Origin of the sequence: Pseudomonas sp. 91RF (assembly GCF_003576265.1) — a bacterium.
GTDB classification, from domain to species: domain Bacteria; phylum Pseudomonadota; class Gammaproteobacteria; order Pseudomonadales; family Pseudomonadaceae; genus Aquipseudomonas; species Aquipseudomonas kribbensis.
The window spans coordinates 55494-79685 of the sequence record NZ_QWFC01000051.1 but is presented as its reverse complement, the minus strand read 5'-3'; the positions used below and the strand labels follow the sequence as shown (position 1 = coordinate 79685).

At 61.3% G+C, this 24192-nt stretch carries 22 protein-coding genes; 9 read left to right on the top strand and 13 right to left on the bottom strand.

Annotation, left to right across the window (positions count from 1 at the left end):
* Positions 1-13: 13 nt before the first annotated feature.
* Positions 14-1627: an EAL domain-containing protein gene (locus DXT77_RS27615; protein ID WP_119429918.1), complete on the top strand. Its 1614-nt coding sequence runs from the start codon at positions 14-16 to the stop codon at positions 1625-1627.
* Here the strand turns inward: DXT77_RS27615 and DXT77_RS27610 are convergent.
* Both DXT77_RS27610 and algB read right to left on the bottom strand, forming a co-directional pair.
* Positions 1624-3414, bottom strand: coding sequence for a KinB sensor domain-containing domain (locus DXT77_RS27610; protein ID WP_119429917.1), 1791 nt, complete (start codon positions 3412-3414; stop codon positions 1624-1626). The genes DXT77_RS27615 and DXT77_RS27610 overlap by 4 nt on opposite strands.
* Before the next feature lie 10 nt (positions 3415-3424).
* On the bottom strand, positions 3425-4771 hold the full coding sequence (gene algB / locus DXT77_RS27605; RefSeq protein ID WP_025112294.1) for a sigma-54-dependent response regulator transcription factor AlgB: 1347 nt from the start codon (positions 4769-4771) through the stop codon (positions 3425-3427).
* Positions 4772-5198: 427 nt separating this feature from the next.
* On the opposite strand from algB, the gene DXT77_RS27600 reads away from it, so the two are divergent.
* The 5 genes from DXT77_RS27600 to DXT77_RS27580 all read left to right on the top strand — a co-directional run bounded on the left by DXT77_RS27600 (position 5199) and on the right by DXT77_RS27580 (position 9543).
* On the top strand, positions 5199-5483 hold the full coding sequence (locus tag DXT77_RS27600; RefSeq protein WP_039764878.1) for a hypothetical protein: 285 nt from the start codon (positions 5199-5201) through the stop codon (positions 5481-5483).
* A gap of 67 nt (positions 5484-5550) precedes the next feature.
* Positions 5551-5715 carry a DUF1328 domain-containing protein gene (locus DXT77_RS27595; RefSeq protein WP_003177151.1) on the top strand — a complete coding sequence of 55 codons (165 nt, stop codon included), beginning with the start codon at positions 5551-5553 and terminating at the stop codon, positions 5713-5715.
* Between the two features lie 2 nt (positions 5716-5717).
* The gene (locus DXT77_RS27590) at positions 5718-6182 is read left to right on the top strand and encodes an inhibitor of vertebrate lysozyme family protein (RefSeq protein WP_085713053.1); all 465 of its coding nucleotides are present in this window, start codon (positions 5718-5720) and stop codon (positions 6180-6182) included.
* Positions 6183-6879: 697 nt separating this feature from the next.
* Positions 6880-8211, top strand: a complete 1332-nt coding sequence (gltP, locus tag DXT77_RS27585) for a glutamate/aspartate:proton symporter GltP (RefSeq protein ID WP_011331769.1) — start codon at positions 6880-6882, stop codon at positions 8209-8211.
* 102 nt (positions 8212-8313) lie between these two features.
* The gene (locus DXT77_RS27580) at positions 8314-9543 is read left to right on the top strand and encodes a nucleoside recognition domain-containing protein (RefSeq protein WP_085713054.1); all 1230 of its coding nucleotides are present in this window, start codon (positions 8314-8316) and stop codon (positions 9541-9543) included.
* 3 nt (positions 9544-9546) lie between these two features.
* On the opposite strand, the gene DXT77_RS27575 is transcribed toward DXT77_RS27580, so the two are convergent.
* From DXT77_RS27575 to DXT77_RS27535, 9 genes are all read right to left on the bottom strand, one after another.
* On the bottom strand, positions 9547-10173 hold the full coding sequence (locus tag DXT77_RS27575; protein ID WP_119429916.1) for an ABC-type transport auxiliary lipoprotein family protein: 627 nt from the start codon (positions 10171-10173) through the stop codon (positions 9547-9549).
* The gene (locus tag DXT77_RS27570) at positions 10170-11108 is read right to left on the bottom strand and encodes an MlaD family protein (RefSeq protein WP_119429915.1); all 939 of its coding nucleotides are present in this window, start codon (positions 11106-11108) and stop codon (positions 10170-10172) included. Before DXT77_RS27570 ends, DXT77_RS27575 begins: the two co-directional genes overlap by 4 nt.
* A gap of 1 nt (position 11109) precedes the next feature.
* Positions 11110-11913, bottom strand: a complete 804-nt coding sequence (locus DXT77_RS27565; RefSeq protein WP_119429914.1) for an ABC transporter ATP-binding protein — start codon at positions 11911-11913, stop codon at positions 11110-11112.
* Entirely contained in the window at positions 11910-13058 is a 1149-nt protein-coding gene (locus DXT77_RS27560; protein ID WP_119429913.1) for an ABC transporter permease, read from the bottom strand. The genes DXT77_RS27565 and DXT77_RS27560 overlap by 4 nt, the downstream gene beginning before the upstream one ends.
* Positions 13059-13113: 55 nt before the next feature.
* The gene (locus DXT77_RS27555) at positions 13114-14142 is read right to left on the bottom strand and encodes a DUF5924 family protein (RefSeq protein ID WP_119429912.1); all 1029 of its coding nucleotides are present in this window, start codon (positions 14140-14142) and stop codon (positions 13114-13116) included.
* Between the two features lie 76 nt (positions 14143-14218).
* On the bottom strand, positions 14219-15610 hold the full coding sequence (locus DXT77_RS27550; protein ID WP_119429911.1) for a pitrilysin family protein: 1392 nt from the start codon (positions 15608-15610) through the stop codon (positions 14219-14221).
* A 167-nt stretch (positions 15611-15777) separates the two neighbouring features.
* Positions 15778-17436, bottom strand: a complete 1659-nt coding sequence (locus DXT77_RS27545; protein WP_119429910.1) for a Na/Pi cotransporter family protein — start codon at positions 17434-17436, stop codon at positions 15778-15780.
* Between the two features lie 213 nt (positions 17437-17649).
* Positions 17650-18417, bottom strand: coding sequence for a TerC family protein (locus DXT77_RS27540; protein ID WP_119429909.1), 768 nt, complete (start codon positions 18415-18417; stop codon positions 17650-17652).
* A gap of 70 nt (positions 18418-18487) precedes the next feature.
* Positions 18488-19795 carry a CitMHS family transporter gene (locus DXT77_RS27535; protein ID WP_119429908.1) on the bottom strand — a complete coding sequence of 436 codons (1308 nt, stop codon included), beginning with the start codon at positions 19793-19795 and terminating at the stop codon, positions 18488-18490.
* A 323-nt stretch (positions 19796-20118) separates the two neighbouring features.
* Here DXT77_RS27535 and DXT77_RS27530 point away from each other — a divergent pair, with 323 nt between their 5' ends.
* A complete protein-coding gene (locus tag DXT77_RS27530) occupies positions 20119-20520 on the top strand; it encodes a GFA family protein (protein ID WP_119429957.1) in 402 nt (133 codons plus the stop codon).
* Here the strand turns inward: DXT77_RS27530 and DXT77_RS27525 are convergent, their stop codons facing one another.
* Entirely contained in the window at positions 20521-20847 is a 327-nt protein-coding gene (locus DXT77_RS27525; protein ID WP_114880871.1) for a DOPA 4,5-dioxygenase family protein, read from the bottom strand. It lies immediately after the preceding gene.
* A gap of 84 nt (positions 20848-20931) precedes the next feature.
* Between DXT77_RS27525 and DXT77_RS27520 the strand changes: the two genes are divergently transcribed.
* Positions 20932-21597: an NAD(P)-dependent oxidoreductase gene (locus DXT77_RS27520; protein WP_119429907.1), complete on the top strand. Its 666-nt coding sequence runs from the start codon at positions 20932-20934 to the stop codon at positions 21595-21597.
* Here the strand turns inward: DXT77_RS27520 and DXT77_RS27515 are convergent, their stop codons facing one another.
* Positions 21598-22548, bottom strand: coding sequence for a LysR family transcriptional regulator (locus tag DXT77_RS27515; protein ID WP_119429906.1), 951 nt, complete (start codon positions 22546-22548; stop codon positions 21598-21600). It lies immediately after the preceding gene.
* A gap of 114 nt (positions 22549-22662) precedes the next feature.
* Here DXT77_RS27515 and betC point away from each other — a divergent pair, with 114 nt between their 5' ends.
* Positions 22663-24177 carry a choline-sulfatase gene (betC, locus tag DXT77_RS27510; protein WP_119429905.1) on the top strand — a complete coding sequence of 505 codons (1515 nt, stop codon included), beginning with the start codon at positions 22663-22665 and terminating at the stop codon, positions 24175-24177.
* Positions 24178-24192: the final 15 nt, after the last annotated feature.

The window sequence follows — 24192 nt, the reverse complement described above, 5'->3', positions numbered from 1 at the left end:
TTCGGATATCCATATGGTTGCTACCCGAGAGGCGCTGCGTAGCTGGTTTTATCGTCCGTGGTTTCTGGCGATGCTGGCGGCTGTCCTCAGTGCAGGCCTGTTGATCACCGGCGGGCTGTTCGTCGCCATGCATCAAGTCGAACAGAGCGAAAGTCAGGAAATGAATGCCCAGGGCGAACGTTTCCTCGCCCGCCTCGAGCAATTGTTCGGCCAGTTGCGTGAAAGTCTGGACGACCTCGAGGCCCAACCCCTGCGCAGTTGCGACGACGAGATGATCGCCACGTTGCAGCAAGTGACCTTCAACTACCGCTTCGTCTATGAAGCCGCCTACATGGATGCCTCGCGCATCTGTTCCAACCGCCCACGCCAGGAAGGGCTGTCAGTCGTCCGCCCGCCGGACATCAAGGGCCCGACCTACAGCTATTGGCTGAATACCACCACCGAACCCGACGAAAACCGCGCAGCGCTGATGCTCGGCCGCGGCAACTTTCGCGTGGCCACCTCACGCGGGCATCTGACCGACATGGTCGACCTGTCTCCCGACAGCAGCCTGCTGGTGGTGCTGGATCACGGGACCCGGGCGATTCCGGTGCTTGGCGTGCCACAGGCCTGGCCACCCACTGAACCGTGGCCACCGAAGTCCACCGACGCGTTGCAGGTTACCCAGACGCATCTCATCTATCGCATGCCCACCGACAATCCGGAATATCAATTGGTATTGATCACGCCGCGTACCGGCATGCATATCCCGGAATTGTGGTGGTGGATGGTGCCGTTCTGTCTGGTACTCGGGGCGCTGGTGGGCGTTCTGGTGTTCTGGATCGTGCGCCAGCGCCAGTCTCTGGATGCCGAGCTTCACGGTGCGATCCGCAGGGGCGAATTGCAGGTGCTGTATCAACCGATCTTCGATCTCGACAGCCGCAACTGCGTCGGTGCCGAAGCCTTGCTGCGCTGGCGCCGGCCGGACGGCACGCTGACCAGCCCCGACCTGTTCATCCCGATGGCGGAAAACACCGGGCAGATCCGCCAGATGACCGATTTCGTCCTCCAGCGCCTGCTGGAGCAACTGGGTCAATTGCTGCGGGCCAATCCGCAGCTGTACATCTCGGTAAACCTGGCAGCGTGCGATGTGATGGTGCCGCGCATCGGCCAGGTCATGGCACGGCTGCTGAGCCTGCATCGGGTGGCAGCGCGGCAGATTGCGTTCGAAGTGACCGAGCGCGGCCTGATCGATGTGGTGGTCGCACGGGAAAACCTGCAAGCGCTGCGCGATGTCGGTCATCAAGTGCTGATCGACGATTTTGGCACCGGCTATTGCAGCCTCGCCTACCTGCAGACCCTACCGGTGGACTGCCTGAAAATCGACAAGGCCTTCATCGACGCCCTCGGCCATGACGCGGCCAGCAGCGGCGTCGCGCCGCACATCATTCACATGGCCCAGGCACTGGACCTGAAGGTGATTGCCGAAGGTATCGAACATGAATCCCAAGCAGCGCTGCTCAGCAGCGAAGGCGTGAAGTTCGGCCAGGGCTGGCTGTTCGCCCATGCCTTGAGCGCCGTGCAATTCATCGAGCTGATTACCCGGGGACGGCGGCTCGCCGGCCGCCGGATGGACGACGAAGCCTAGACCGCCAGCGCCATGTAGAACTGTGTGCCCTGCCCCGGCCGCGAATAGACGCCCATCCGGCCGCCATGCAGCTGGACGATTTCCTTGCACAGCGCCAGCCCGAGCCCGGCCCCGCCCTTCTTGCGTCCGACCTGGACAAACGGTTCGAAAATTCGCCCTTGCTGGCCGTAAGCGATGCCTTCGCCGTTGTCCTCGACGCTGATGATCACCCGCTCGCCATGCCGGCGCGCCTGCAAACGGATCAGGCCGTCGCGGGCCGTATGGCGCAAGGCGTTGTCGATCAGGTTGTCCAGCACCCGATCCAGCTGGGCCTGATCGGCCTGCAAGCGCGGTAACGGGCTCTGTACCTCGACATTCAATGCCACGCCCTTCTGCGCCGCCGTGTCGGCAAAACGCGATTGAGCCTGAGCCAGCAAATCCTCGATGGAGCACGGCGCCAGCGTGAGTTTCTGCAAGCCGCTTTGATAGCGCGAGAAGTTCAGAAGGTCGTTGATCAACTGCATCAGGCGCTGCATTTCTTCATTGACCGTGTCGAGCAGATCCGACTCGCGGGATTCCGCCGGAAACTTCGCCCGCTCGCGGAACAGCCCGAACGCCATGTGCATGCCGGTCACTGGCGTACGCAGTTCGTGGGAGGCACGCAACACGAATTCGCTGCGAACCCGCTCGAAGGCCCGCTGTTCGGTGACATCGTGCAGCACCATCACCGCGCCGAGGATATGCCCCTGAGTATGGCTGACCGGCGTAAGGCTGTAGGTCAGCAGCCGCGACTCGCCATCAACCTCGATGCTCAAATCTTCCGGCGCGCGCTCAAGGGTGCCGCCGCGCAGCACCAGTTGTAGCTGCGCATCCAGTTCCGGACGCTGGAGCGCAGTGCCCAGGCCTTCGCCAAAACGGTCACTGTCCCAACCCAATTGCCGCTGGGCCACCGGGTTCAAGTGCTCGAGATGGCCCTGACGGTCGATCATCAGCAAACCGTCATCGATGCTGTCGAGCACCGCTTGCAAGCGTTGCTGGCCGGCCAGCAGTTCATCGACATTGGTCGCCTGATGCTCGCGCAGCGCTTCGGCCATCAGCCCGAAACGCCGGGTCAGCAGGTTGATTTCCATGGCCGAGGACACCGGCAGGGTCACTTCAAAATTGCCCTGGCCGATGTTGTCCGCCGCTTTCGCCAGCGCCTCGATCGGTGCACCGAACCGGCGGGCGATTCCCTGGGCGGTAATGAAACCGATGATCAACACCGCCAGCCCCACCAGCCCGAGCAGGCCGGCAATCAGCAAGGCCCGGTCGCGGGCGGCGTGTTGTACGGAGTTGATGTTGTCCAGTGCGTGCTTGTGCTCGGCGATCAAGCCGTTGCGCAGAGTGTTGAAGCGTTCACGCAGATCGCCGCTACCGCTCAGGGCCGCAGCCGGGTCGCGGGACACATCGAATGCCTGGAGGAAGTTCAGATAATCCGCCTTGGCCTGACTGAACCCGTATTGGCGTCCGTCGTCCTTCTGTTCCTGGGCGATGCCCTCGTCGAGCAGTTCGAAGTAATGCTGTTTGGACGCTTCGAAGGCCACCGGATCGGGCTTCTCGGCAAGCATCATGATCAGTTGATCGCCCAGGGTCTGGCGCAGCTTGAGGCCCAGGTCGAGGGTGACGAAGTTGTTGCGGATCAACGCCTCCTGAGTACCGGCCATTTGCATCACGCTGACCAGCCCGAGCATCAGCCCGAGCAAGGCCACGGTGATCAGCGCGGAAATGCTCAGGAACAAGCGGGTCCGCAACTTCATCGCCAGTTTCATCGGCGGGCGCTCACAGGTTGTACTGCTTGCGCTTGCGATACAGGGTCGAGGCGTCGATCCCGAGAGTCTTGGCCGCCTGGTCGAGGGTGCCGGCAGTCGCCAGCACTGCGCCGATGTGGGCCTTCTCCAGTTCGTCGAGGCTCAGGGCCGCACCGACGCGCGGCGCATTGTTGGCGGGTTGTTCGGCCATGCCGAGGTGGCTGATTTCCACACGCTCCTGCGGACAAATGATGCTCGCCCGCTCGACCACGTTGCGCAGCTCGCGAATGTTGCCGGGCCAGCGGTAGCCCAGCAACGCTTCCCGCGCCTCGTCACTGAAGCCCCGGGCCGGGCGGGCATATTCCTTCACGAAACGGGCGAGGAAGCGGTCGGCCAGGGTCAGGATGTCTTCGGCCCGCTCGCGCAGCGGAGGTAAATGCAGAGTGATGACGTTCAAGCGATACAGCAGGTCTTCACGGAAACGACCGTCGCGCACCATGTCTTCAAGGTTGAGGTTGGTGGCCGCAAGGATGCGCACATCGGCGCGGCGGGTGACTGGGTCCCCTACCCGTTCGTATTCCTTGTCCTGAATGAATCGCAGCAACTTTGGCTGCAATGTCAGTGGAAAATCGCCGATCTCGTCGAGAAACAGCGTGCCGCCATCCGCCTGATTGACCCGGCCCAGGGTACTTTCGCTGGCCCCGGTAAATGCGCCGCGACTGTGACCGAACAGCTCGCTTTCCATCAGTTCAGCGGTCAGCGACGGGCAATTGATGGTGACGCAGGATTTCTTCTCGCGCTTGCTCCAGCCGTGAATCGCCCGAGCCAGCTCACCTTTACCGGTGCCGGACTCGCCGAGGATCAGGATATTGGCGTCGGTGCTCGCCACTTGCCGCGCGGTTTCCAGTACGACTTTCATCGCCGGGCTGTGGGAATCGAGGCCGTCCTTGGGTTTGCGGATCTCGCCTTCGAGGGCTTCCAGACGCGCAGACAACTGGCGGACTTCAAGCTGCTTGGCGGTCGCCAGGCGCAACTGGTCAGGGCTGCACGGTTTGACCAGATAATCGGCGGCGCCCGCCTGAATAGCATCCACCGCCGTATCGACAGCCGAATGGGCGGTGACGATCACCACCCGCATCCACGGCGCCTGGATGCGCATTTGCGCCAGCACGTCGAGGCCGTTGTCTTCGCCGAGGCGCAGATCGAGGAAGCACAGATCGAACACCTGACGCTGCAACAGCGCGTCAGCCTGGGCCGCGCTGTTGGCGGTGGCAACCGTATAGCCTTCGTCTTCGAGGCAATAACGGAAGGTTCGCAGGATGGCGGATTCATCGTCCACCAGCAGAATGCGGCCTTGATGCTCAGTGGCTGATTCCATTTTTCCTACGCTCCATAAGTGAATGTCTTGGGTTAGTCCCGGAAAAATCGGGCAAGTTGCATGGTTGATTCTGATCGATTCCAGTCATAGCAGGGTAGCTCTCTCCTGCCCTCACGGCTAATTCACTGATTTTGTTGATTTTTTAAACAACCGGCGTTTTTCAGGCATTTGCCTGCTTCCTTTTCTGACATCCGCACCCTGCTCTCAATTCAAAAAGAATGATTTCTCCTACGAAACATTCGTGCATTTCGCACGACCGTGGATGAGCCATCGTGCAGGATGCGTCGTCCTGATTTCTCATTACATTCATAACTATCTGATTTTATTGGATTTTTTAAAACAAAAAAGCTGGCATGCAGGCTGCAATACCTCTCTCAGCCCGGGCAGATATGCACTGCCATAACCGAATAAGAGTGAGGAACCCAGGATGACTCGCCAACGTGCCGCCCAAATGCGTATCTCGCCACTGCACCTGCAGCAGGCCCTGTTTGGCGCACTTGCGCTGCTGATTACCCTGATCGCCTGCCAGCAATACCTGCGCTGGGAACAGAGTCAGCAACCTGAGCCCCTGATTTCGATGCAGCACGCAACGCAGACGCACTTCAGCGCCGTCAGCAGCAGCCAGGCCGACAACGGTGCAATGCGCATGATGGATGTCGACCAGCCGCAACCGCTGGGCGACATGCCACGTGAAGAACGCTGGGTTTTCTGATCCACGAATCTGGGCGCCGCTGCGCCGAGACCGGCAACACCCCTAAATAGAAACAAGGAGAATCACCATGTTGAGCTGGGCAATCACATTCCTGATCATTGCCATCATCGCTGCAGTACTGGGCTTCGGTGGTATCGCGGGCACCGCCACGGGTATCGCCAAGATTCTCTTTGTCGTGTTCCTGGTGATGTTCATCGCCTCGTTCTTCTTTGGCCGTCGCGGCCGAGGTTGACCATGAGTGCTTTAAAGACACTGGCAGCCGCCCTGCTTCTGGGCGGTAGTGCCATGGCGATGGCGGCCAATGATGGCCAGACGCGGGTCAACGAACTGCTGAGTTCCGACCCGCACTACAGGGAAACCTGGGAAGGCGTGGTGAAGAAGGAAGAACGCCTGCCGGAATGGGTGATGAACCTCTCCGGTACGCCGGACCAACAGATGAATGCCGTCACTGAAGACGGCGACAAGTATCTGGTCGGGCCGCTCTGCGAATCGCAGGACAAATGCCTCAACCACCGCTTGATCGTCGCGTTCAGCTTCGACAAGAAACACGCTTACGCCATGCTGGTCGATGTGCCCGAAGGATTGCCGGCCGACAAATCGCCCACGCGACATGCCACCTACCGCTTCCTCGGCAAACCCGATCAGGGCATGCAGGATCTGTTGATGGAAACGCTGAAGAAAGATCCGAACTGGTATTGAACATGAAGGCAGCCGACAGCTGCCTTCCATTGCGCCCGCCCGAGGAAGGCCGGCGCATGACCAGGGGGCCGGGACGTTCTGACTGTTGCAGGGTCGGAGTGACCTACGGGTACAGGGAGTGCCTGCGATGAGGGCCGGGTCAGGGTAAAAGCTGCGACGCAAGTTCGCCAACCCGGAGCGGTTCGACGGACTTGCGCTGAGCTTTCAAAGTGACAAAACATTGATCCAGAGCGTTCTGCTCGTCCTTTTATGGCTCACACTTTGCGCGAAAAGCATTTCGCGGTGTTTCGTCGCGACCGTATATCGAGAAAGAGTCGATTAAGCCAGTGGGACTTTTAGTTTCCAAACGTAGGCTTTTTCCGAAAATTTTCGTCGAAATCACTCGTTCAAAAAATAACCAATCTACGCTGTAATGGCCGGTTCACGGCACTTATGCCTGCCGAAATGTCGTATTCGAACCGGTTGGGACGTCAGTTTCATTTAAAAAAGCTCATGCCGATTCGGCATAGGGTAGGCGTTTACGGCATTAGACGGCGCAACCCCGCATCGGAATAGTTGCGCCTTTTTTCGCCTGCCGGAGAGCCGTAAACACGCGCTTCGGGGCACCTTATACGGAGGCAGATGCACAGACTTTTCCGCCAAGAGCGTTCCAGTTCCTGCATGTGCCTTGAGTCAAACGCAAGTAAGGGTAAAGAATATGAAGAAGGCAAAGCTTAGCCTCGCCTGGCAGATCCTCATCGGTCTGGTATTGGGGATTGCAATCGGTGCGTTGCTCAACCATTTCAGTGCCGAAAAGGCCTGGTGGATCAGCAACGTCCTGCAACCGGCAGGCGATATCTTTATCCGTCTGATCAAGATGATCGTGATCCCGATCGTCATTTCTTCCCTTATCGTCGGCATCGCCGGCGTGGGCGACGCCAAGAAGCTCGGGCGTATCGGCCTGAAGACCATCATCTACTTCGAAATCGTCACCACCATCGCCATTGTCGTCGGCCTGCTGCTGGCCAACCTGTTCCATCCGGGTGCCGGCATCGACATGAGCACCCTGGGCACCGTGGACATCTCCAAGTACCAGGCGACCGCCGCCGAAGTACAGCATGAACACGCGTTCATCGAGACCATCCTCAACCTGATCCCGTCGAACATCTTCGCGGCCATGGCCCGCGGCGAGATGCTGCCGATCATCTTCTTCTCCGTGCTGTTCGGCCTCGGTCTGTCGAGCCTGCAGTCGGACCTGCGCGAGCCGCTGGTGAAGATGTTCCAGGGCGTCTCGGAAAGCATGTTCAAAGTCACCCACATGATCATGAACTACGCCCCGATCGGCGTATTCGCCCTGATCGCGGTGACCGTGGCCAACTTCGGTTTCGCTTCGCTGCTGCCGCTGGCCAAGCTGGTGATCCTGGTTTACGTCGCCATCGCCTTCTTCGCTTTCGTGATTCTGGGCCTGATCGCCAAGATGTTCGGTTTCTCGGTGATCAAGCTGATGCGCATCTTCAAGGATGAGCTGGTGCTGGCTTACTCCACCGCCTCCTCGGAAACCGTGCTGCCACGCGTGATCGAGAAGATGGAAGCCTACGGCGCACCGAAAGCCATCTGCAGCTTCGTGGTGCCGACCGGTTACTCGTTCAACCTCGACGGTTCGACCCTGTACCAATCCATCGCGGCGATCTTCATTGCACAGCTGTACGGCATCGACCTGTCGATCAGCCAGCAACTGCTGCTGGTCCTGACCCTGATGGTGACCTCCAAAGGCATCGCCGGCGTGCCGGGCGTGTCCTTCGTGGTACTGCTGGCCACTCTGGGCAGCGTCGGTATTCCGCTGGAAGGCCTGGCGTTCATCGCCGGTGTCGACCGTGTGATGGACATGGCGCGTACCGCCCTGAACGTGATCGGCAACGCCCTCGCCGTACTGGTCATCGCCCGTTGGGAAGGCATGTACGACGACGCCAAGGGCCAGCGCTACTGGAACTCGCTGCCGCACTGGCGCAGCAAGGAAAAACTGCCGGCCGGTGACGTTTCGAAAAACTGATCCCCGCCCGCAAGGCACCCTGACAAACCCCGGAGAAATCCGGGGTTTGTCGTTTCTGGCGACCCCGCTATCATTCGCCGCATCTTCCGGGGGATTTGACTGATGCTTAATGGCCTGTGGCTTGGCTTCTTCATCGTGGCAGCCGTGTCGGCGCTGGTGCAGTGGCTGGTCGGCGGTAACGCCGGAATCTTTGCAGCGATGGTGGAAAGCATTTTTGCCATGGCCAAGCTGTCGGTCGAGGTCATGGTGCTGCTGTTCGGCACCCTGACCCTGTGGCTGGGCTTTCTGCGCATTGCCGAGAAAGCCGGGATCGTCGAATGGCTGGCCAAGGTACTCGGGCCGCTGTTCCTGCGGCTGATGCCGGAGGTGCCGGCCGGGCATCCGGCGCTGGGCCTGATCACCCTGAACTTCGCCGCCAACGGCCTGGGCCTGGACAACGCCGCCACGCCGATCGGCCTCAAGGCCATGAAAGCGCTGCAGGAACTCAACCCCAGCTCGACCATCGCCAGCAACGCGCAGATCCTGTTCCTGGTGCTCAACGCGTCGTCCCTGACCCTGCTGCCGGTGACGATCTTCATGTACCGCGCCCAGCAAGGTGCGCCGGACCCGACGCTGGTGTTTCTGCCGATCCTGCTGGCCACCAGTTGCTCGACCATCGTCGGCTTCCTGTCGGTGGCGTTCATGCAGCGCCTGCGGGTCTGGGACCCGGTGGTGCTGGCCTACCTGATTCCCGGCGCGCTGATCCTCGGCGGCTTCATGGCGTTGCTGGCGACGATGTCGGCCACGGCGCTGGCGGGCCTGTCGTCGATCCTCGGCAACCTGACGCTGTTCGGCCTGATCATGTTGTTCCTGGTGATCGGCGCCTTGCGCAAGGTGAAGGTCTACGAGGCTTTCGTCGAAGGTGCCAAGGAAGGTTTCGACGTCGCCAAGAATCTGCTGCCGTATCTGGTGGCGATGCTTTGCGCCATCGGCGTATTGCGCGCGTCAGGCGCACTGGATTTCGGCCTCGACGGCATTCGTCATCTGGTGCAGTGGGCAGGGTGGGACACGCGCTTCGTCGATGCGCTGCCGACTGCGATGGTCAAACCGTTCTCCGGCAGCGCCGCCCGGGCGATGCTCATCGAAACGATGAAGACCTCCGGGGTCGACAGCTTCCCGGCGCTGGTGGCGGCGACGATCCAGGGCAGCACCGAAACCACGTTCTACGTGCTGGCGGTGTACTTCGGCGCGGTGGGCATCCAGCGCGCCCGGCATGCCGTCGGTTGCGCGCTGCTGGCCGAGCTGGCCGGTGTGCTCGGCGCTATCGGCGTCTGCTACTGGTTCTTCGGCTGATACTCAAGGCCGGGCGGTTGGCGCAACTTTCTGGCCTTGTTCCACCGCCCAAGCCACCACCTTCGCCGTCAGCCGATCACTGGCCTGAGCGAATCCGGCCACCACCGCCGGCACCTTCACATCATTGAGCGGCTGACGTTCTTCAAAGCGGCGGCTGGCGAGAATCTTCTGGTCATAGCCGCGCACCAGCAACGCATCGACCCGCACCACGACGCTGGCCTGATTGCCCTGGTATTCCGTCTGGAACGCCTGCAAGCTGCCGCCCAATTCCAGATCCGCAGCAAAATTACTGTCATCGGTGCTCAGCAGCGTCACCCGGCCATCACGCGCAAAGCCATCGAGCAGCCTGTTACGCACCAGCACCGGCGCCGGATCGCTCCAGCGCGAAGCCTTGTAGGTGCTGATCACATCGCCCTGGGGAATCACGGCGATGCCTGGACGGTTCAGCGCTTCGCTGGCCTGCAGTTTGTTCAGGCGCAGCGACCAGTGCTGAGTTGCTGCCGAACCGGTCGAGGCGGGCGCCTGTGCAGAAGGCAGGCGGTAAACGTCCAGCGGCTCGGACTTGGGCAGGATCGAGCAGGCGCCGATCAGCGTGAAGCCGGCGAGGAGGGCGAGGCGAGTCAGCTTCATGGCGTGAACTCCTTGTTCTTTTCACTGCCCAGCAGGTAACCGCTGGGGTTGGCCTCCAGACGTTGGGAAATGGCCCGCAGCGAAGTCAGGGTTTCACGCAGTTCGCGCACTGCCGGCGCGAGGCCGTTGAGCCCCTGCATGCCGCTGTCGAGGGAATTCTGATTCTTGCTGAGCAAGCCATTGATGGTGGCGCTGCTCTGTTCCAGCGACTTCATCGCCTGCTCGGCGCTGCCCAAGGCCTGTTTGCCCTGATCGTTGAGCAGGCCGTTGGCGTTGCGCATCAGCGCCGAAGTCTGCTCGAGCATGCTGCCAGCCTGTTTGCCGACGGTTGCCAGTTGTTGCATGGCCTGGCGCAAGTCGCCGCGCTGATCGTTGATCGAACCGGTGGTCTGCTCCAGGTGCTCGAGGGTTTTGCTCACGCGCTCGATGTTGTCGGCGGAGAACATCTGATTGGCATTGCTCAGCAGCGTGCTGACCCCGCTCATCAGGTCGTTGCTGTCATTGAGCAGCCGCGAGATAGGCGAGGGCGAGGCAACGATGGTCGGCAGCTCGCCGTCCTTGCCACGCAGTTTCGGACTTTCCGGCGTACCGCCGCTGAGCTGGATGATCGAGGTGCCGGTGATCCCGGCCAGGGCCAGTTTGGCCAGGGTGTCTTCCTTGACCGGCGTGTCGCCGCCAAGGCGAATCCGCGCCAGCACCCGGCGCGGGTCCTTCGGGTCGAGCCGCAGGCTGACCACGTCGCCGACCTTGATCCCGCTGTACTGCACCGGGCTGCCCCGGGACAGGCCGCTGACCGCCTCGTTGAAGACGATTTCGTAATCCTTGAACTCGGTGTCGACGCTGGACTTGGCCAGCCACAGACCGAAGAGCAGGGCGCCGGCCACCACAATCACCGTGAACAGGCCGATCAACACATGATGGGCTCGGGTTTCCATGTCAGACCTCGTTGAGCAGTTTGGCGGCGTCCAGCGCCGAGCGGCCGCGAGGGCCGTGGAAATATTCGTGAATCCACGCGTCGTCGGTTTCCGAGACCACATCGATGGGCCCGGCCACCAGCACTTTTTTCTGCGCCAGCACCGCCACCCGGTCGGTGATGGTGTAGAGCGTGTCGAGGTCGTGGGTCACCAGAAACACGCTCAGCCCCAGCGCGTCGCGCAGGGTCAGGATCAACTGGTCGAACTGCGCCGCGCCGATCGGATCGAGGCCGGCAGTGGGTTCGTCGAGAAACAGGATGTCCGGGTCCAGTGCCAGCGCCCGGGCCAGCGCCGCCCGCTTGATCATGCCGCCGGACAGCGACGCCGGGTATTTGTCCGCCGCCGACAGCGGCAGCCCGGCCAGCGCCAGCTTCACCGCCGCCAGGTGCTCGGCGTCGTCACGGCTCAGGCCGGCGTGCTCGATGAGGGGCAGGGCGACGTTCTCGGTGACGGTCAGCGAGGAGAACAGCGCGCCTTTCTGGAACAGCACGCCAAAGCGCCGCTCGACCAGCGACCGCTCGTGCTCGGACAGGCTCGGCAGGTTCTGGCCGAACACTTTCACGTTGCCTTCGCTGGGCCGACGCAAGCCGACGATGCTGCGCAGCAGCACCGATTTGCCGCTGCCGGAACCGCCGACCACGGCGAGAATTTCGCCTTTGTACAAGTCCAGGTCGAGGTTCTCGTGCACGCTCTGGCTGCCGAAACGATTGCACAGGCCACGGACTTCGATCACCGCCTCGGACGGAATGCGGGGTAGACGACTCACCAGCCCATCTCCATGAAGAACAGCGCGGCAACCGCATCGAGCACGATCACCACGAAGATCGATTGCACCACGCTCGAGGTGGTGTGGGCGCCGACCGATTCGGCGCTGCCGCTGACCTTGAAGCCTTCCAGACAGCCGATGGCGGCAATCAGGAACGCGAAGATCGGGGCTTTGACCAGGCCAACCAGGAAATGTTGAATCCCTATGTCGCTTTGCAGCAGCGACAGAAACATCGCCGGCGAAATATCCAGCGACACCGCACACACCACAGCGCCACCGATGATCCCGCAGATCATCGCGAGGAAGGTCAGCATCGGCAGGGCCACCAGCAACGCCAGCACCCGCGGCACCACCAGCAATTCCATAGGGTCGAGGCCGAGGGTGCGGATCGCGTCGATTTCCTCGTTGGCTTTCATCGAGCCGATCTGTGCGGTAAAGGCACTGGCGGTGCGGCCGGCCATCAGGATCGCCGTGAGCAGCACGCCGAATTCGCGCAGGAAGGCGAAGCCCACCAGATCCACGGTGAACACGCTGGCGCCGAAACTGGCCAGCACTGTCGCCCCGAGAAACGCCACCACGGCGCCCACCAGAAAGGTCAGCAACGCCACGATGGGCGCGGCGTCGAGGCCGGTCTGTTCGATGTGCGCGATCATTGGCGTGATCCGCCAGCGCTTGGGCCGGAACAGACTGCGAGCAATGGTTTCGAGGATCAGCCCGACGAAGCCGAGCAATTGCAGGGTGTCCTGCCAGACCGTGTCGACGGCCCGGCCGATGCGGGTCAGCAGTTGCACGCTGACGCTGATTTCCGGCTCCTTGATCGGCACGCAGAAGTCGGTCAGCGAGCGATACACGGTTTGCAGCAACGCGCGGTCGGCCGTGGAAATCGTGCAGTCGGGATGTTCGGCGGATTTGCCCAGGCGCTCGGAGCCAAGCAGTTCCACCAGCAGCGAGGCGCCGGCAGTGTCGAGGGCGCCGAGGCCATTGAGATCGATGGTGGTGCTGGCGTCGTACTGACCGCGGAGCGTTTCGCTCAGATGCTTGAGTTCGGCGTAATGGGCAAGCGTCCAGTCCCCGGTGACCCGCAGGCGGGCAGGGCTGATCGTGGTGTCCAGTCGGGCATTACCGGTCATCGAGCGGCTGGTCATAAGCTCCGTGCTTGTTCGGCTGAATTCGCGAACCTACGTAATAGCACGAACCGGATTACTTTTCTTTGGTCGGTGTGCTGTCCGTGACTTCGAAGCGCAGCACGCCGATCACCTGGTCGTCTTCGGTCAGCACCCGCACCTGCCAGTCACCGACCGGGTTGCCGGGGAAAACCTGCTTGTGGGTCCACGCCCGGTAGCCTTCCTTGCGCCCGCCATGGATGTCGAGGGCAATACGGTCGACCTCTTTGCCGTTGAACTGCCACACGTGATAGATCCGCTCATCGAGCCCGCGCGGTGCGTTGATCGCGGTGTAGGCGTAGAGCCCGCCGTTGCGGATCTGCTCGGCGCTGACTTGTTCAAGGCTGGCGCCGGGAGTGCGATCCTGCAACTGGGTGCTGATCGCCACGTCAGTCATCCACAGCGTCGCCGGCGGCACCCACGAACGCAGGACCCAACCGACGCCGCCGATACCAATGGTGATGCTGAGGATCGCCAGCGCGTTGCGCACGGTGCGGATCGGGAAGATCGACGCCAGGCTCGGGAACGACAGCACCACGGCAGTCCCCAGCGCCCATTTGAAACTCTGCGACGTGGTCAGGTGCATGATCACCGGCAACGCGGTGAGCAGGGCGGCGAACAATGTCAGGGTATGCAATGCAAGGAACGCCCAGCGCCGGGGCGCCAGCCATTTGTAGTAGAGCGGGTCGACAATCGAGATCAGAGCGGCGATGCACAGCAATCCGGTGAACACCAGTTGGCCGCTGTTCCAGGTGGTGGTGATGAAGAAGAACGGCAGGACGAAAAACAGGCTTTCCTGATGGATCATCTGCGTCGCATAACGCAGCAGCGGCTGGGGGATTTCCCGTTTGAAAACCCGCGTGAACAGCTCGGTCAGGCTGTTTTCCAGCATCAGCCAGATCCAGCTCAGCAGCATGATCGTGGTGATCCAGCTCGCCAGCCCCTGTTGCCGGTCGACCAGAATGAAACTGCCGACCCCAGAGATGAAGCCGCCGAGCGCAATGACCCCGGGGTAGCGCTTCATCAGTTCGAGGATGCGCTGGATCAGAAGGGTCAATTTGGGCATTTGGGCGGTTCACGACAGTCGAAGAAAAAAACCTCGACAGAGTACCGCCCGCCGGGGGCTGTGGCGAGGCTGTCGATCAGTCTGAAGGCACGGATTTACGCCGGCGCAGATGCCAGCCGAGCAGGACAAGCCCCAGAACACCGACCGCGCCGCCAATCAGCCACAGCACCTGATCGTCACTGAACAACGGCTTCTCGATCCGCAGATAGCCCGGCTGCAACAGCAATTCGCGCATGGCCTTGTTCGCTGCTTCCAGGGTGACCCCTTGCAGTTCCCGGGCGGGATCGGCGAAGCGACCATCCTCATAGTCGCCCAGCGCGCTCCAGTAATAGTCGGCCATGCCGCTGTTGCCCTGCACGGCCCAGGCCTGGTGGGCGATAGCTGCCTGTTTGATGCGATTGAAGGTATCGGCATCGAGGCCGTTTTTCAGCAGGCTGGCCTTGAGATCTTCCAGCACCTGTTCGGCTTCGCTGATGTCACCACGATCCAGATCGGCGTTGAGGCTCATGAAGCCGACACCGCCGAACACCTCACGCTCGGCCCAGGGCCCGTAGGACAGGCCATGGTTCAAGCGCAGCTCGCGGTACAGCGCCCACTCCAGATATTCCTTGAGCAAGTCGAAAGTCTCGTCGTACTGATCGTCGAGCATCGGCTCCGGCACCAGCCAGTGCAGCTTGGCGCTGTTACCGATGAAACCGCGAGTGATCGTGCGTTCGTGAGCAGCGCTGGTGCGGATGTCCGGCAGCGATCGGTGCTCGCTCGGATCGACCGCCTCGAGCGCGCCCCACGCCCGCTCGAGATAGGCCGGCAGCAGCTTGTCGAGGTCACCGACGACGATCAGGGTCATGTTGTTCGGTGCGTACCAGGCCTTGCGCACCTTATCCAGCTGCTCGCGGGTCAGGCCATCGACTTCGGCCCGTTGCGGGCATTTCAGGCCCAGCTCGACCGCCAGTTGATTGCTCGCGCTGTGCCCCAGATCCTGACGGTCGAGAAAACGCCGCAGACGGGTGTAGTGGCCGCCATCCTCGCGCTCGACCACCCGTTTGGCGGCGTTGATCGCGTTGTCGTCGAAACGGGTCTGGGTCAGCAGGTCCAGCAGCAGGTCGAGCACCTTGCGCTGGTTTTTCGCCGGGGCTTCGATGACGAACGTGGTGTCGGCATTGCTGGTGAAGGCGTTCCAGTCGCCGCCCAAAGCCTGCATACGTTCTTCGAGGCCACCTTCGCCAGTGGCGTCGATGCCGCTGAACAGCAAGTGTTCGAGCAGGTGCGGCAGCTCCTTTTCATTGCAGCCGAAGTCATCGAGGCCGACGCCCACCACCAGCCGGATCGCCACATGCCCGCGTTCGGTGCCGGGCTTGAGCAGCAGTTGCAGGCCGTTGGGCAACGCATAGCCTTCGACCTGGAAGCGATCCAGGGCGAAGGCGGGCAGGGAACCGAGCAACAGACAAGCGAACAACAGGCAACGCATAACGAGCTTCCATACAGCTGAATTGGAGATCCGTGTCGTCAGTCCGGCCCTCATCGCCAGCAGGCTGGCTCCCACATCTGAAATGCATTCCCTGTGGGAGCCAGCCTGCTGGCGATAGCGGCCTGAAGGCTGAATCAAAGTTACTGACTGACCACAGTCCCAGACGTTCAAGGCGAATGCGTGATGTCGGCCATTTCGTCCGCCGCCAGCGCGCCGGTATCGGAGGTTTCCAACACCACATAGGCGCTGCTGCAGAACAGCGAGTTCAAACGTTTCATGTCGGCAATCAACTCCAGGTGCAGCGAACTGGTCTCGATACTTTGCACGATCTTGCGTTGCAAACGGCTGACATGGGCGTGGGCCAGACGGCGTTCCTGGGCGCGGAAGCGTCGTTTCTCCCGCAACAACTGGCGAGCGCTTTCCTTGTCGCCACTGAGAAACACCGACAGCCCGAGCCGCAGATTGGCGATCAATTGCTGGTGCAGCCCGGCCAGCTCTTCCAGCCCGTCTTCGGAAAACGAGCGGCGTTGCGAAGTCTTCTGCTGCTGGATTTTGCGCAGCATGCGTTCGATCAGGTCGCTGGCGAGCTTGAGGTTGATCGCCAGCTCTATGATCTCCGCCCAGCGCCGACTGTCCTGCTCACCGAGATCCTCCCGGGGCATCTGCGCCAGATAAAGCTTGATCGCGCTGTACAGCGCTTCGACGTCATCGGTCAGTTTGCGCATTTCCTGGGTGACGGCGGTCTGTTTGCCGCGCAGCACATCGAGGGCGGCATCGAGCATGTTGTCGATCAGATCACCCATGCGCAGGGTTTCCCGAGCGGCGTTGGCCAGCGCCAGGCTCGGCGTGACCAGTGCCGTCGCGTCGAGATGACGGGGTTTGGCGGTGCCGTTGACCTCCGGACGCTCCGGCAACAGCCAGGCGCACAGCCGCGCCATGGGTGCGACCGTCGGCAACAGGATCAGGCAGCGCGCCGTGTTGTAGAGCAGATGGAAGCCGATGACCATTTCCTGCGGGCTGTAATCGAGGCTGTCGATCCAGTGCACCAGCGGATCGAGTACCGGGATGATCAGCAACAGCCCGATCAGCTTGTACAACAGGCTGCCCAGTGCAACCTGACGGCCGGCAGCGTTCTGCATGCTGGTGCTCATGAACGCCAGCACGCCGCTGCCGATGTTGGCGCCGATCACCAGACCGAGCGCCACCGGCAGGCTGATCACATTGGCGCCGGCCAGCGTGGCGGTCAGCAGCACGGCGGCCAGGCTGGAGTATGAAATCATCGCGAACAGAGCACCGACCAGGGCGTCGAGCAGGATGTCGCCGGTCAGCGAGGCAAAAATCACCTTCACGCCTTTTGCGTGAGTGATCGGCCCGGCGGCCTCGACGATCAGTTGCAGCGCCAGAATGATCAGCCCCAGCCCGATAGCCACACGGCCCATCTGCCCGAGCCGCGTCTGTTTGCGCGAGAGAAAGAAAATCACCCCGAGAAAAATCAGCAGTGGCGACAGCCACGACAGGTCGAACGTCAGCACCCGCGCCATCAACGCCGTACCGACGTCGGCGCCGAGCATGGTGGTCAGGGCCGGGGTCAGCGCCATCAGGCCCTGGCCGACGAAGGAGGTGACGAGCATGGCGGTGGCGTTGCTGCTCTGCACCATCGCGGTCACGAGGATGCCGGCGATGAAGGCGAGCCAGCGCCTGGACATGTTCTGGCCAATCACATGCCGCAGGTTGGTGCCGTACACCCGCAGGATGCCGGTCCGGACGATGTGCGTGCCCCAGATCAGCAGGGCCACGGCAGAAAGCAGATTGAGCAGGGTGAGCATGCAGACCCCCTGTAGTTGCAGCGCCCCAAAGGGGCAAGTTGACGATACCGCGCGGTTTCTACGTGTTGTTCTTAAGCTGTAGTTGGCTAACGGTCCGGGCGCCAGCATTGCACAGCTAAAGTGGGGATTGAAACAAAAGCGTCATGAAAACAGGTTCATGCAGCCATGAAAAAAGGGCCCGAAGGCCCTTTGATCATCAGCGCAGCGTTCCGGTTACTGACCCGGAACATCCTTGTGCAGTTTCACCGGATCCTGCTGCTTCTTCTTTTTTGCCATCGCGGTGCGCAGCTTGATGTTGATGGCCTCGACCGCCAGCGAGAAGCCCATGGCGAAGTAGACATAGCCTTTTGGTACGTGCACGTCGAACGCTTCGGCGATCAGCACGGTGCCGACCACCAGCAGGAACGACAGCGCGAGCATTTTCAGCGACGGGTGCTTGTCGATGAACTCGCTGATCTTGCCCGAGGCCGCCATCATCACCAGTACCGCGACGATGATCGCCGCCACCATCACCGGCACATGGGACACCATGCCGACGGCGGTGATGACCGAGTCCAGCGAGAACACGATGTCGATGATCGCGATCTGGATGATGGTGTAGAGGAAGTTGCCACCCTTGCCGCCGGGCGTCTCGTCGCTTTCGTCTTCACCTTCCAGCGCGTGGTACATCTCCTGGGAGCTTTTCCACAGCAGGAACAGGCCACCGAAGAACAGGATCAGGTCACGCCCGGAAATACCCTGGCCGAACACCACGAACAGGTCGGCGGTGAGGCGCATGACCCAGGTGATCGACAGCAGCAACAGGATCCGCGTGATCATGGCCAGGCCAAGACCGAAGATCCGGGTGCGCTGCTGCATGTGTTTGGGCATGCGGCTGACCAGGATCGAAATCATGATGATGTTATCGATGCCCAGGACGATTTCCAGGGCGGTCAGGGTGAAGAAGGCAACCCAGATCTCAGGGTTGGTCAGCCATTCCATGTGTATTCCTTTGAGCGTGTGTTAAACCAGGACGCCAGCAAGCAGCTGGCGTTCTGGTGAGTTGATGCCGTTACAAAGTGCTGAACAGCGGGAAAGTCCCCAACAACAAGGCTGCGGCCAGTATGCACAGGCAGACCAGCACTGCCCACTTCAGGGTGAAACGCTGGTGATCGCCGAACTCGATCCCGGCCAGAGCCACCAGCAGATACGTCGACGGCACCAGCGGGCTCAGCAGGTGAACCGGCTGGCCAACGATCGAGGCACGGGCCATTTCCACGGCGGTGATGCCGTAATGGCTGGCCGCTTCCGACAGCACCGGCAGCACACCGTAGTAGAACGCGTCGTTCGACATGAAGAACGTGAACGGCATGCTCACCAGCGCGGTAATCACCGCCAGGTACGGGCCGAGGAAATCAGGGATCACCGCCAGCAGGCTTTTCGACATGGCATCGACCATGCCGGTGCCCGACAGGATACCGGTGAAGATGCCCGCCGCGAAGATCAGACTGACCACCGACAGCACGCTGCCGGCGTGAGCCGCGACGCGATCCTTCTGCTGTTGCAGGCAAGGGTAGTTGACGATCATTGCAATACTGAACGCCACCATGAACAGCACCGGCAGCGGCAGCAGGCCGGCGATCAGGGTGCACATCAGCGCCAGGGTCAACAGGCCGTTGAACCAGATCAGCTTCGGACGACGGGCATCCGGGAACTGCGACACGCTGATTTCACTGTGATCGATTTCGTCGCCGATCAGGTGCAGCTCACCCAGACGCGCACGTTCACGTTTGCCGTAGAAGTAGGCAATGATCAGGATCGCGATCACACCGGCGCCCATGGCCGGGATCATCGGCACGAAGATGTCCGACGGGTCCACGTGCAGCGCACTGGCGGCACGGGCGGTCGGGCCGCCCCACGGGGTCATGTTCATCACGCCGCCGGCGAGGATGATCAGGCCGGCCATGATCCGCGGGCTCATGCCGATGCGGCTGTACAGCGGCAGCATGGCGGCCACGCAGATCATGTAAGTGGTCGCGCCGTCACCATCGAGGGAAACGACGAGCGCCAGTACGGCGGTGCCGACCGAAACTTTCAGCGGGTCGCCCTTGACCAGTTTGAGGATCTTGCGCACGGCCGGGTCGAACAGGCCGGAGTCGATCATCAGGGCGAAGTACAGAATGGCGAACATCAGCATCACGCCGGTCGGCGCAAGCTTGGTAATACCTTCGAGCATCATCGGGCCGATCTTCGGGGCGAAGCCACCGAACAGGGCGAACAGGATCGGGATGATGATCAGAGCGATCAGCGCGGACAGGCGCTTGGTCATGATCAGGAACATGAACGTGATGACCATGGCGAAGCCAAGGAAAGTCAGCATGGGAATACTCCAGGCGTAGCGCGGCTAGGTAAGTGAGCGGATCGGGCGGGATCAGCGCAGAACGGGAAGCACAAGACGTACGGGCGGAGTTGGAGCGAGGAGGCGGGCTACAGAGGACATCAGAATCACCATTGTTGTTGTTAATTGGGCCTGACGCGGGAGCAATCACACGCGCTGGCCAACCGGTCTGTTGCCGGTAGTGGCGGCGATCCTAATGGGGCAACCTTTCAGCCAGCTTTCGCAGGTGAAAGCTTCGATGCGAACGGCCAACCGACCGTCGGATGCGGCTAGAGTCAATGAACACGGGAACGGGAGGCAGGATGATGAATGAATTGCACAGCGGCGGCTGCCATTGCGGACATATCCGCTATCAGTTCAGCGGAACGTTGCAGGACATCGCCCACTGTCATTGTTCGATTTGTCGAAAGGTCAGCGGTGGCATCGTCACCACCTGGATCACGCTGCCGGCGGCGAATTTCCAATGGCTGACCGGAACACCTTCGCGCTATGACTCGTCAACCAGCTGCGCGCGGTTCTTCTGCCCGGACTGCGGCGCGCAACTGGCGCTGGTGACCTTGCTCAGCCCCGAAAGCATCGATCTGACCATCGCCACGCTGGATCACCCGGAACAAGCCGCCGCCGAGCGGCACATCTGGACCGACAGCCAGTTGCCGTGGCTGCATCTGGATGAACATCTGCCGGGCGAGCCCGAAGAAACCATCTGATCAAAAAACAGACAGATCCAGCGGCCGCATCGCGCCCATCCAGATCGCGTGCTCGGTGTGGTCGAGCAAGTCATCGCCGGTGTCCGGGTGCAGGAACACCACCAACCCCTTGCGATTGAGCGCCAGCCACGGCAGCACGTCGCCGATCAGCTCCGGGCCGAAGGCCAGTTGGCAGCTCCAGTCCGGATGCGGGCCGACCGGGCGTTCGTGAACGCGGCCCATCTTCAACGGGAATAATTGCGCGGCCTGCTCACACAGCGCCCGCGCCTGTTCGATAGTGCTGGCGTCGTAATAAACGTGGGCGTGATAACCCTTGATCGTCTGCATCGCAAACCCTCTGAATCGGTTCGAACCCTTGGCGCCGTGCGTATGTCACACGTCATACAAAGGAAAATAAAAGGGAACTCAGCCATGAAAAATGCCGAAACCCCGGTGGTGAAAGTGGTGCTCTATGGTGCCATGAGTAGCCTGGGCAGTGCGTTGATGGCTGAACTGCTGCGGCGTCAGCACGAAGTCATCGCCATTCTCGACGACCTGACCGCACTGGCGCCGCGTCCTGGCCTGCGTACCAAAAGCGGCGATCTGTTCGATGCCGAGCGGGTCCACCAGAGTGTGGCCGGCAGCTCGGCGGTAATCTGCCTGCTCGATGCGCCGGGCCTGCCGTTCAGCAGCGATCATGTGGAAAAGTCCGTGGTGCTGGGACCGGTGGAACAAGTGCTGGCGGTCGATGCGCTGATCGATGGCCTGCAAGCGGCGCACGTGTCGCGGCTGTTTGTCGTGGGGGATTTCGCGCTGCTGGACGAGCCGGATCTGGATGATCGCCTGCAACGCCACGCCGCCGAGGAAATCCGCGAAGCCCTGCAAGGCAGCCCGTTGCACTGGATGCTGGTCGATGCGCCCCGTGGAGTAGCGGGGCTGACCATCGAACATTTCAGCCAGGTCGGCGGCACGCTGGAACCGGGCCTGGCAGAGCCGCTGGAACGTCTGCATCGGGTAGCGGTCGGGATTTCCGATGAGCTGCGGCTGAACCTGCATGCAGGTGAGCATGTAAGTTTTGTCGCCGCGTCTGACACCTGATCACACCGCGATCGAAGGCAAATCCATTCCCGTCAGTGACTGCGCGCTGCTGGCCTGTTCGGCCATCAACCAATCGACGAATTGTTGAATCAACGCCCCACGCCGTTTGCGTTGCGGCAGCACCACGTAATAGCCGAGGCGGGAGAGGGTGGTCTCGGCAATCGGCCGGCACAACAACCCCTGGGCCAGCAAGTTATCCACAAGGTGCCGCCAGCCAATCGCCACACCCTGACCGCCAATCGCCGCTTGAATCAGCAAGGTGTAGTTATCGAAACGCAGTTGCCCCGGCGCGGGCGGCGTGTTGATGCCGAGTTCGCGGAACAGACCGCTCCAGTCGAACCAGTTGCTGCTGTTCTCACCGCGCAAATGCAGCAGCGGAAACTCCAGCAGCGCCTGTGGCGGCAAGGGAAGGGTGCGATCCTTGAGCAATTGCGGACTGCACACCGGGAACACTTCTTCGCTGAACAGCCAGTGACTTTCGCCCTGTTTGAAGCGACCGTCGCCGAACAGTACGGCAACGTCGATATCCGGCCGGAGCATGTTGTGATTGCGCTCGCTGGTGACCAGGCTGACATCGACCTGCGGATTGGCTTCGTGAAAACGATGCAGACGCGGCATCAACCAGTACGCGGCGAAGGCGAAATCGGTGGCGACCTGCAGCACTTCATGTTGCTGTTGTGCGCTGATTGCGCCCAATCCTGCGTCGATATTCTGCAAACCGAGGGTGACTTGCTCGAAAAGGATCGAACCGACCTCGGTCAGCTCAATGCCTCGGTAGATCCGGTCGAACAGCCGTGTGCCGAGCTGTTCCTCCAGCCGTTTGATCTGCTGGCTGATGGCCGGTTGAGTGGTGCCGAGTTCTACCGCTGCAGCAGTAAAACTGCGATGACGGGCCGCCGCCTCGAAGGCGCGCAGCAGGTCCAGCGACAAATCACCGAGGGCTTCATACATAAGCTGTGCTTATCCTAGTCATTGTCCGGCGCGGGCTTTACCGGAGATTGCGTGGAATCCATGCTCGATCGCAGCAATGTCGCATAAATATTCACTATGGAATGCCGCGATCACATGAAGCGCAAGAACATTCTCTTCATCATGGCCGATCAAATGGCCGCGCCAATGTTGCCGTTCTACGGCCCGTCGCCAATCAAACTGCCGAATCTCAGCCGCCTCGCCGAACTGGGCGTGGTGTTCGATGCCGCGTATTGCAACAGCCCGCTGTGCGCGCCGTCGCGATTTACCCTGGTCAGCGGCCAGTTGCCGAGCAAGATCGGCGCCTACGACAACGCCGCCGATTTCCCCGCCGACATTCCGACCTACGCCCATTATCTGCGGCGCCTCGGTTACCGCACTGCGCTGTCGGGCAAGATGCATTTCTGCGGTCCCGATCAACTGCACGGTTACGAAGAACGCCTGACCAGCGACATCTACCCGGCCGATTATGGGTGGGCAGTGAACTGGGATGAGCCCGACGTGCGGCCGAGCTGGTACCACAACATGTCCTCGGTGTTGCAGGCCGGGCCGTGCGTGCGCACCAACCAGCTCGATTTCGACGAAGAGGTGGTGTTCAAGGCGCAGCAATACCTGTTCGACCACATTCGCGAGGACGGCGGCCAGCCGTTCTGCCTGACCGTGTCGATGACTCACCCACACGATCCGTACACGATTCCCAAGGCGTTCTGGGACTTGTACGACGATGCGGATATCCCGCTTCCCACAACACCGGATCAGCATTCACTCGATCCGCATTCCCAGCGTTTGCTCAAGGTCTACGATCTGTGGGACAAGCCGCTGCCTGTGGATAAGATTCGCGATGCGCGTCGCGCTTATTTCGGCGCCTGTAGCTATATCGACGCCAACGTCGGCAAACTCCTGCAAACCCTCGAAGATACCGGGCTGATCGATGACACCATCATCGTGTTCTCCGGCGACCACGGCGACATGCTTGGGGAAAAAGGCCTCTGGTACAAAATGCACTGGTTCGAGATGGCCGCGCGGGTGCCCCTGTTGATAAGTGCTCCAGGGCAGTTCAAATCCGGCCGCATCAGCGCTGCTGTGTCCACTGCCGACCTGTTGCCGACCTTCGTGGAGCTGGCCGGCGGCAGCCTGGAACCCGACCTGCCACTGGACGGCCGCTCATTGGTGCCGCATCTGCAAGGGCAGGGCGGTCATGACGAAGTGTTCGGCGAATACATGGCCGAAGGCACCGTCAGCCCGCTGATGATGATCCGGCGTGGCGCCTTCAAATTTATCTACAGCGAAACCGACCCTTGCCTACTCTTCGATGTGGATAACGATCCACGGGAGCAGGAAGAACTCAGCCAGTCACCGCAACATCGCCAGCTGTTCGACGATTTTCTCGCCGAAGCCCGGGCCAAATGGGACATTCCAGCGATCCACCGCGAGGTGCTCGAAAGCCAGCGGCGCCGGCGCTTCGTTGCCGACGCGCTGACTATCGGCAAGCTGAAGAGCTGGGATCACCAGCCGCTGGTGGACGCCAGTCAGCAGTACATGCGCAACCACATCGACCTCGATGACCTGGAGCGCAAGGCCCGTTATCCACAACCCTGCCAAAACCAATAACGTTAAGGGGAAGTC

Excerpts from the sequence above, each read along its gene's own strand:
- DXT77_RS27600 (WP_039764878.1), top strand. The coding sequence starts at position 5,199 with ATGACTCGCCAACGTGCCGCCCAAATGCGTATCTCGCCACTGCACCTG.
- DXT77_RS27560 (WP_119429913.1), bottom strand. The coding sequence starts at position 13,058 with ATGACCAGCCGCTCGATGACCGGTAATGCCCGACTGGACACCACGATC.
- DXT77_RS27525 (WP_114880871.1), bottom strand. The coding sequence starts at position 20,847 with ATGCAGACGATCAAGGGTTATCACGCCCACGTTTATTACGACGCCAGC.
- DXT77_RS27530 (WP_119429957.1), top strand. The coding sequence starts at position 20,119 with ATGAATGAATTGCACAGCGGCGGCTGCCATTGCGGACATATCCGCTAT.
- DXT77_RS27575 (WP_119429916.1), bottom strand. The coding sequence starts at position 10,173 with ATGAAGCTGACTCGCCTCGCCCTCCTCGCCGGCTTCACGCTGATCGGC.
- DXT77_RS27540 (WP_119429909.1), bottom strand. The coding sequence starts at position 18,417 with ATGGAATGGCTGACCAACCCTGAGATCTGGGTTGCCTTCTTCACCCTG.
- DXT77_RS27595 (WP_003177151.1), top strand. The coding sequence starts at position 5,551 with ATGTTGAGCTGGGCAATCACATTCCTGATCATTGCCATCATCGCTGCA.
- DXT77_RS27615 (WP_119429918.1), top strand. The coding sequence starts at position 14 with ATGGTTGCTACCCGAGAGGCGCTGCGTAGCTGGTTTTATCGTCCGTGG.
- gltP (WP_011331769.1), top strand. The coding sequence starts at position 6,880 with ATGAAGAAGGCAAAGCTTAGCCTCGCCTGGCAGATCCTCATCGGTCTG.
- DXT77_RS27545 (WP_119429910.1), bottom strand. The coding sequence starts at position 17,436 with ATGCTCACCCTGCTCAATCTGCTTTCTGCCGTGGCCCTGCTGATCTGG.
- DXT77_RS27610 (WP_119429917.1), bottom strand. The coding sequence starts at position 3,414 with ATGAAACTGGCGATGAAGTTGCGGACCCGCTTGTTCCTGAGCATTTCC.
- DXT77_RS27570 (WP_119429915.1), bottom strand. The coding sequence starts at position 11,108 with ATGGAAACCCGAGCCCATCATGTGTTGATCGGCCTGTTCACGGTGATT.
- DXT77_RS27515 (WP_119429906.1), bottom strand. The coding sequence starts at position 22,548 with ATGTATGAAGCCCTCGGTGATTTGTCGCTGGACCTGCTGCGCGCCTTC.
- DXT77_RS27555 (WP_119429912.1), bottom strand. The coding sequence starts at position 14,142 with ATGCCCAAATTGACCCTTCTGATCCAGCGCATCCTCGAACTGATGAAG.
- DXT77_RS27520 (WP_119429907.1), top strand. The coding sequence starts at position 20,932 with ATGAAAAATGCCGAAACCCCGGTGGTGAAAGTGGTGCTCTATGGTGCC.
- algB (WP_025112294.1), bottom strand. The coding sequence starts at position 4,771 with ATGGAATCAGCCACTGAGCATCAAGGCCGCATTCTGCTGGTGGACGAT.
- DXT77_RS27580 (WP_085713054.1), top strand. The coding sequence starts at position 8,314 with ATGCTTAATGGCCTGTGGCTTGGCTTCTTCATCGTGGCAGCCGTGTCG.
- DXT77_RS27535 (WP_119429908.1), bottom strand. The coding sequence starts at position 19,795 with ATGCTGACTTTCCTTGGCTTCGCCATGGTCATCACGTTCATGTTCCTG.
- DXT77_RS27550 (WP_119429911.1), bottom strand. The coding sequence starts at position 15,610 with ATGCGTTGCCTGTTGTTCGCTTGTCTGTTGCTCGGTTCCCTGCCCGCC.
- betC (WP_119429905.1), top strand. The coding sequence starts at position 22,663 with ATGAAGCGCAAGAACATTCTCTTCATCATGGCCGATCAAATGGCCGCG.
- DXT77_RS27590 (WP_085713053.1), top strand. The coding sequence starts at position 5,718 with ATGAGTGCTTTAAAGACACTGGCAGCCGCCCTGCTTCTGGGCGGTAGT.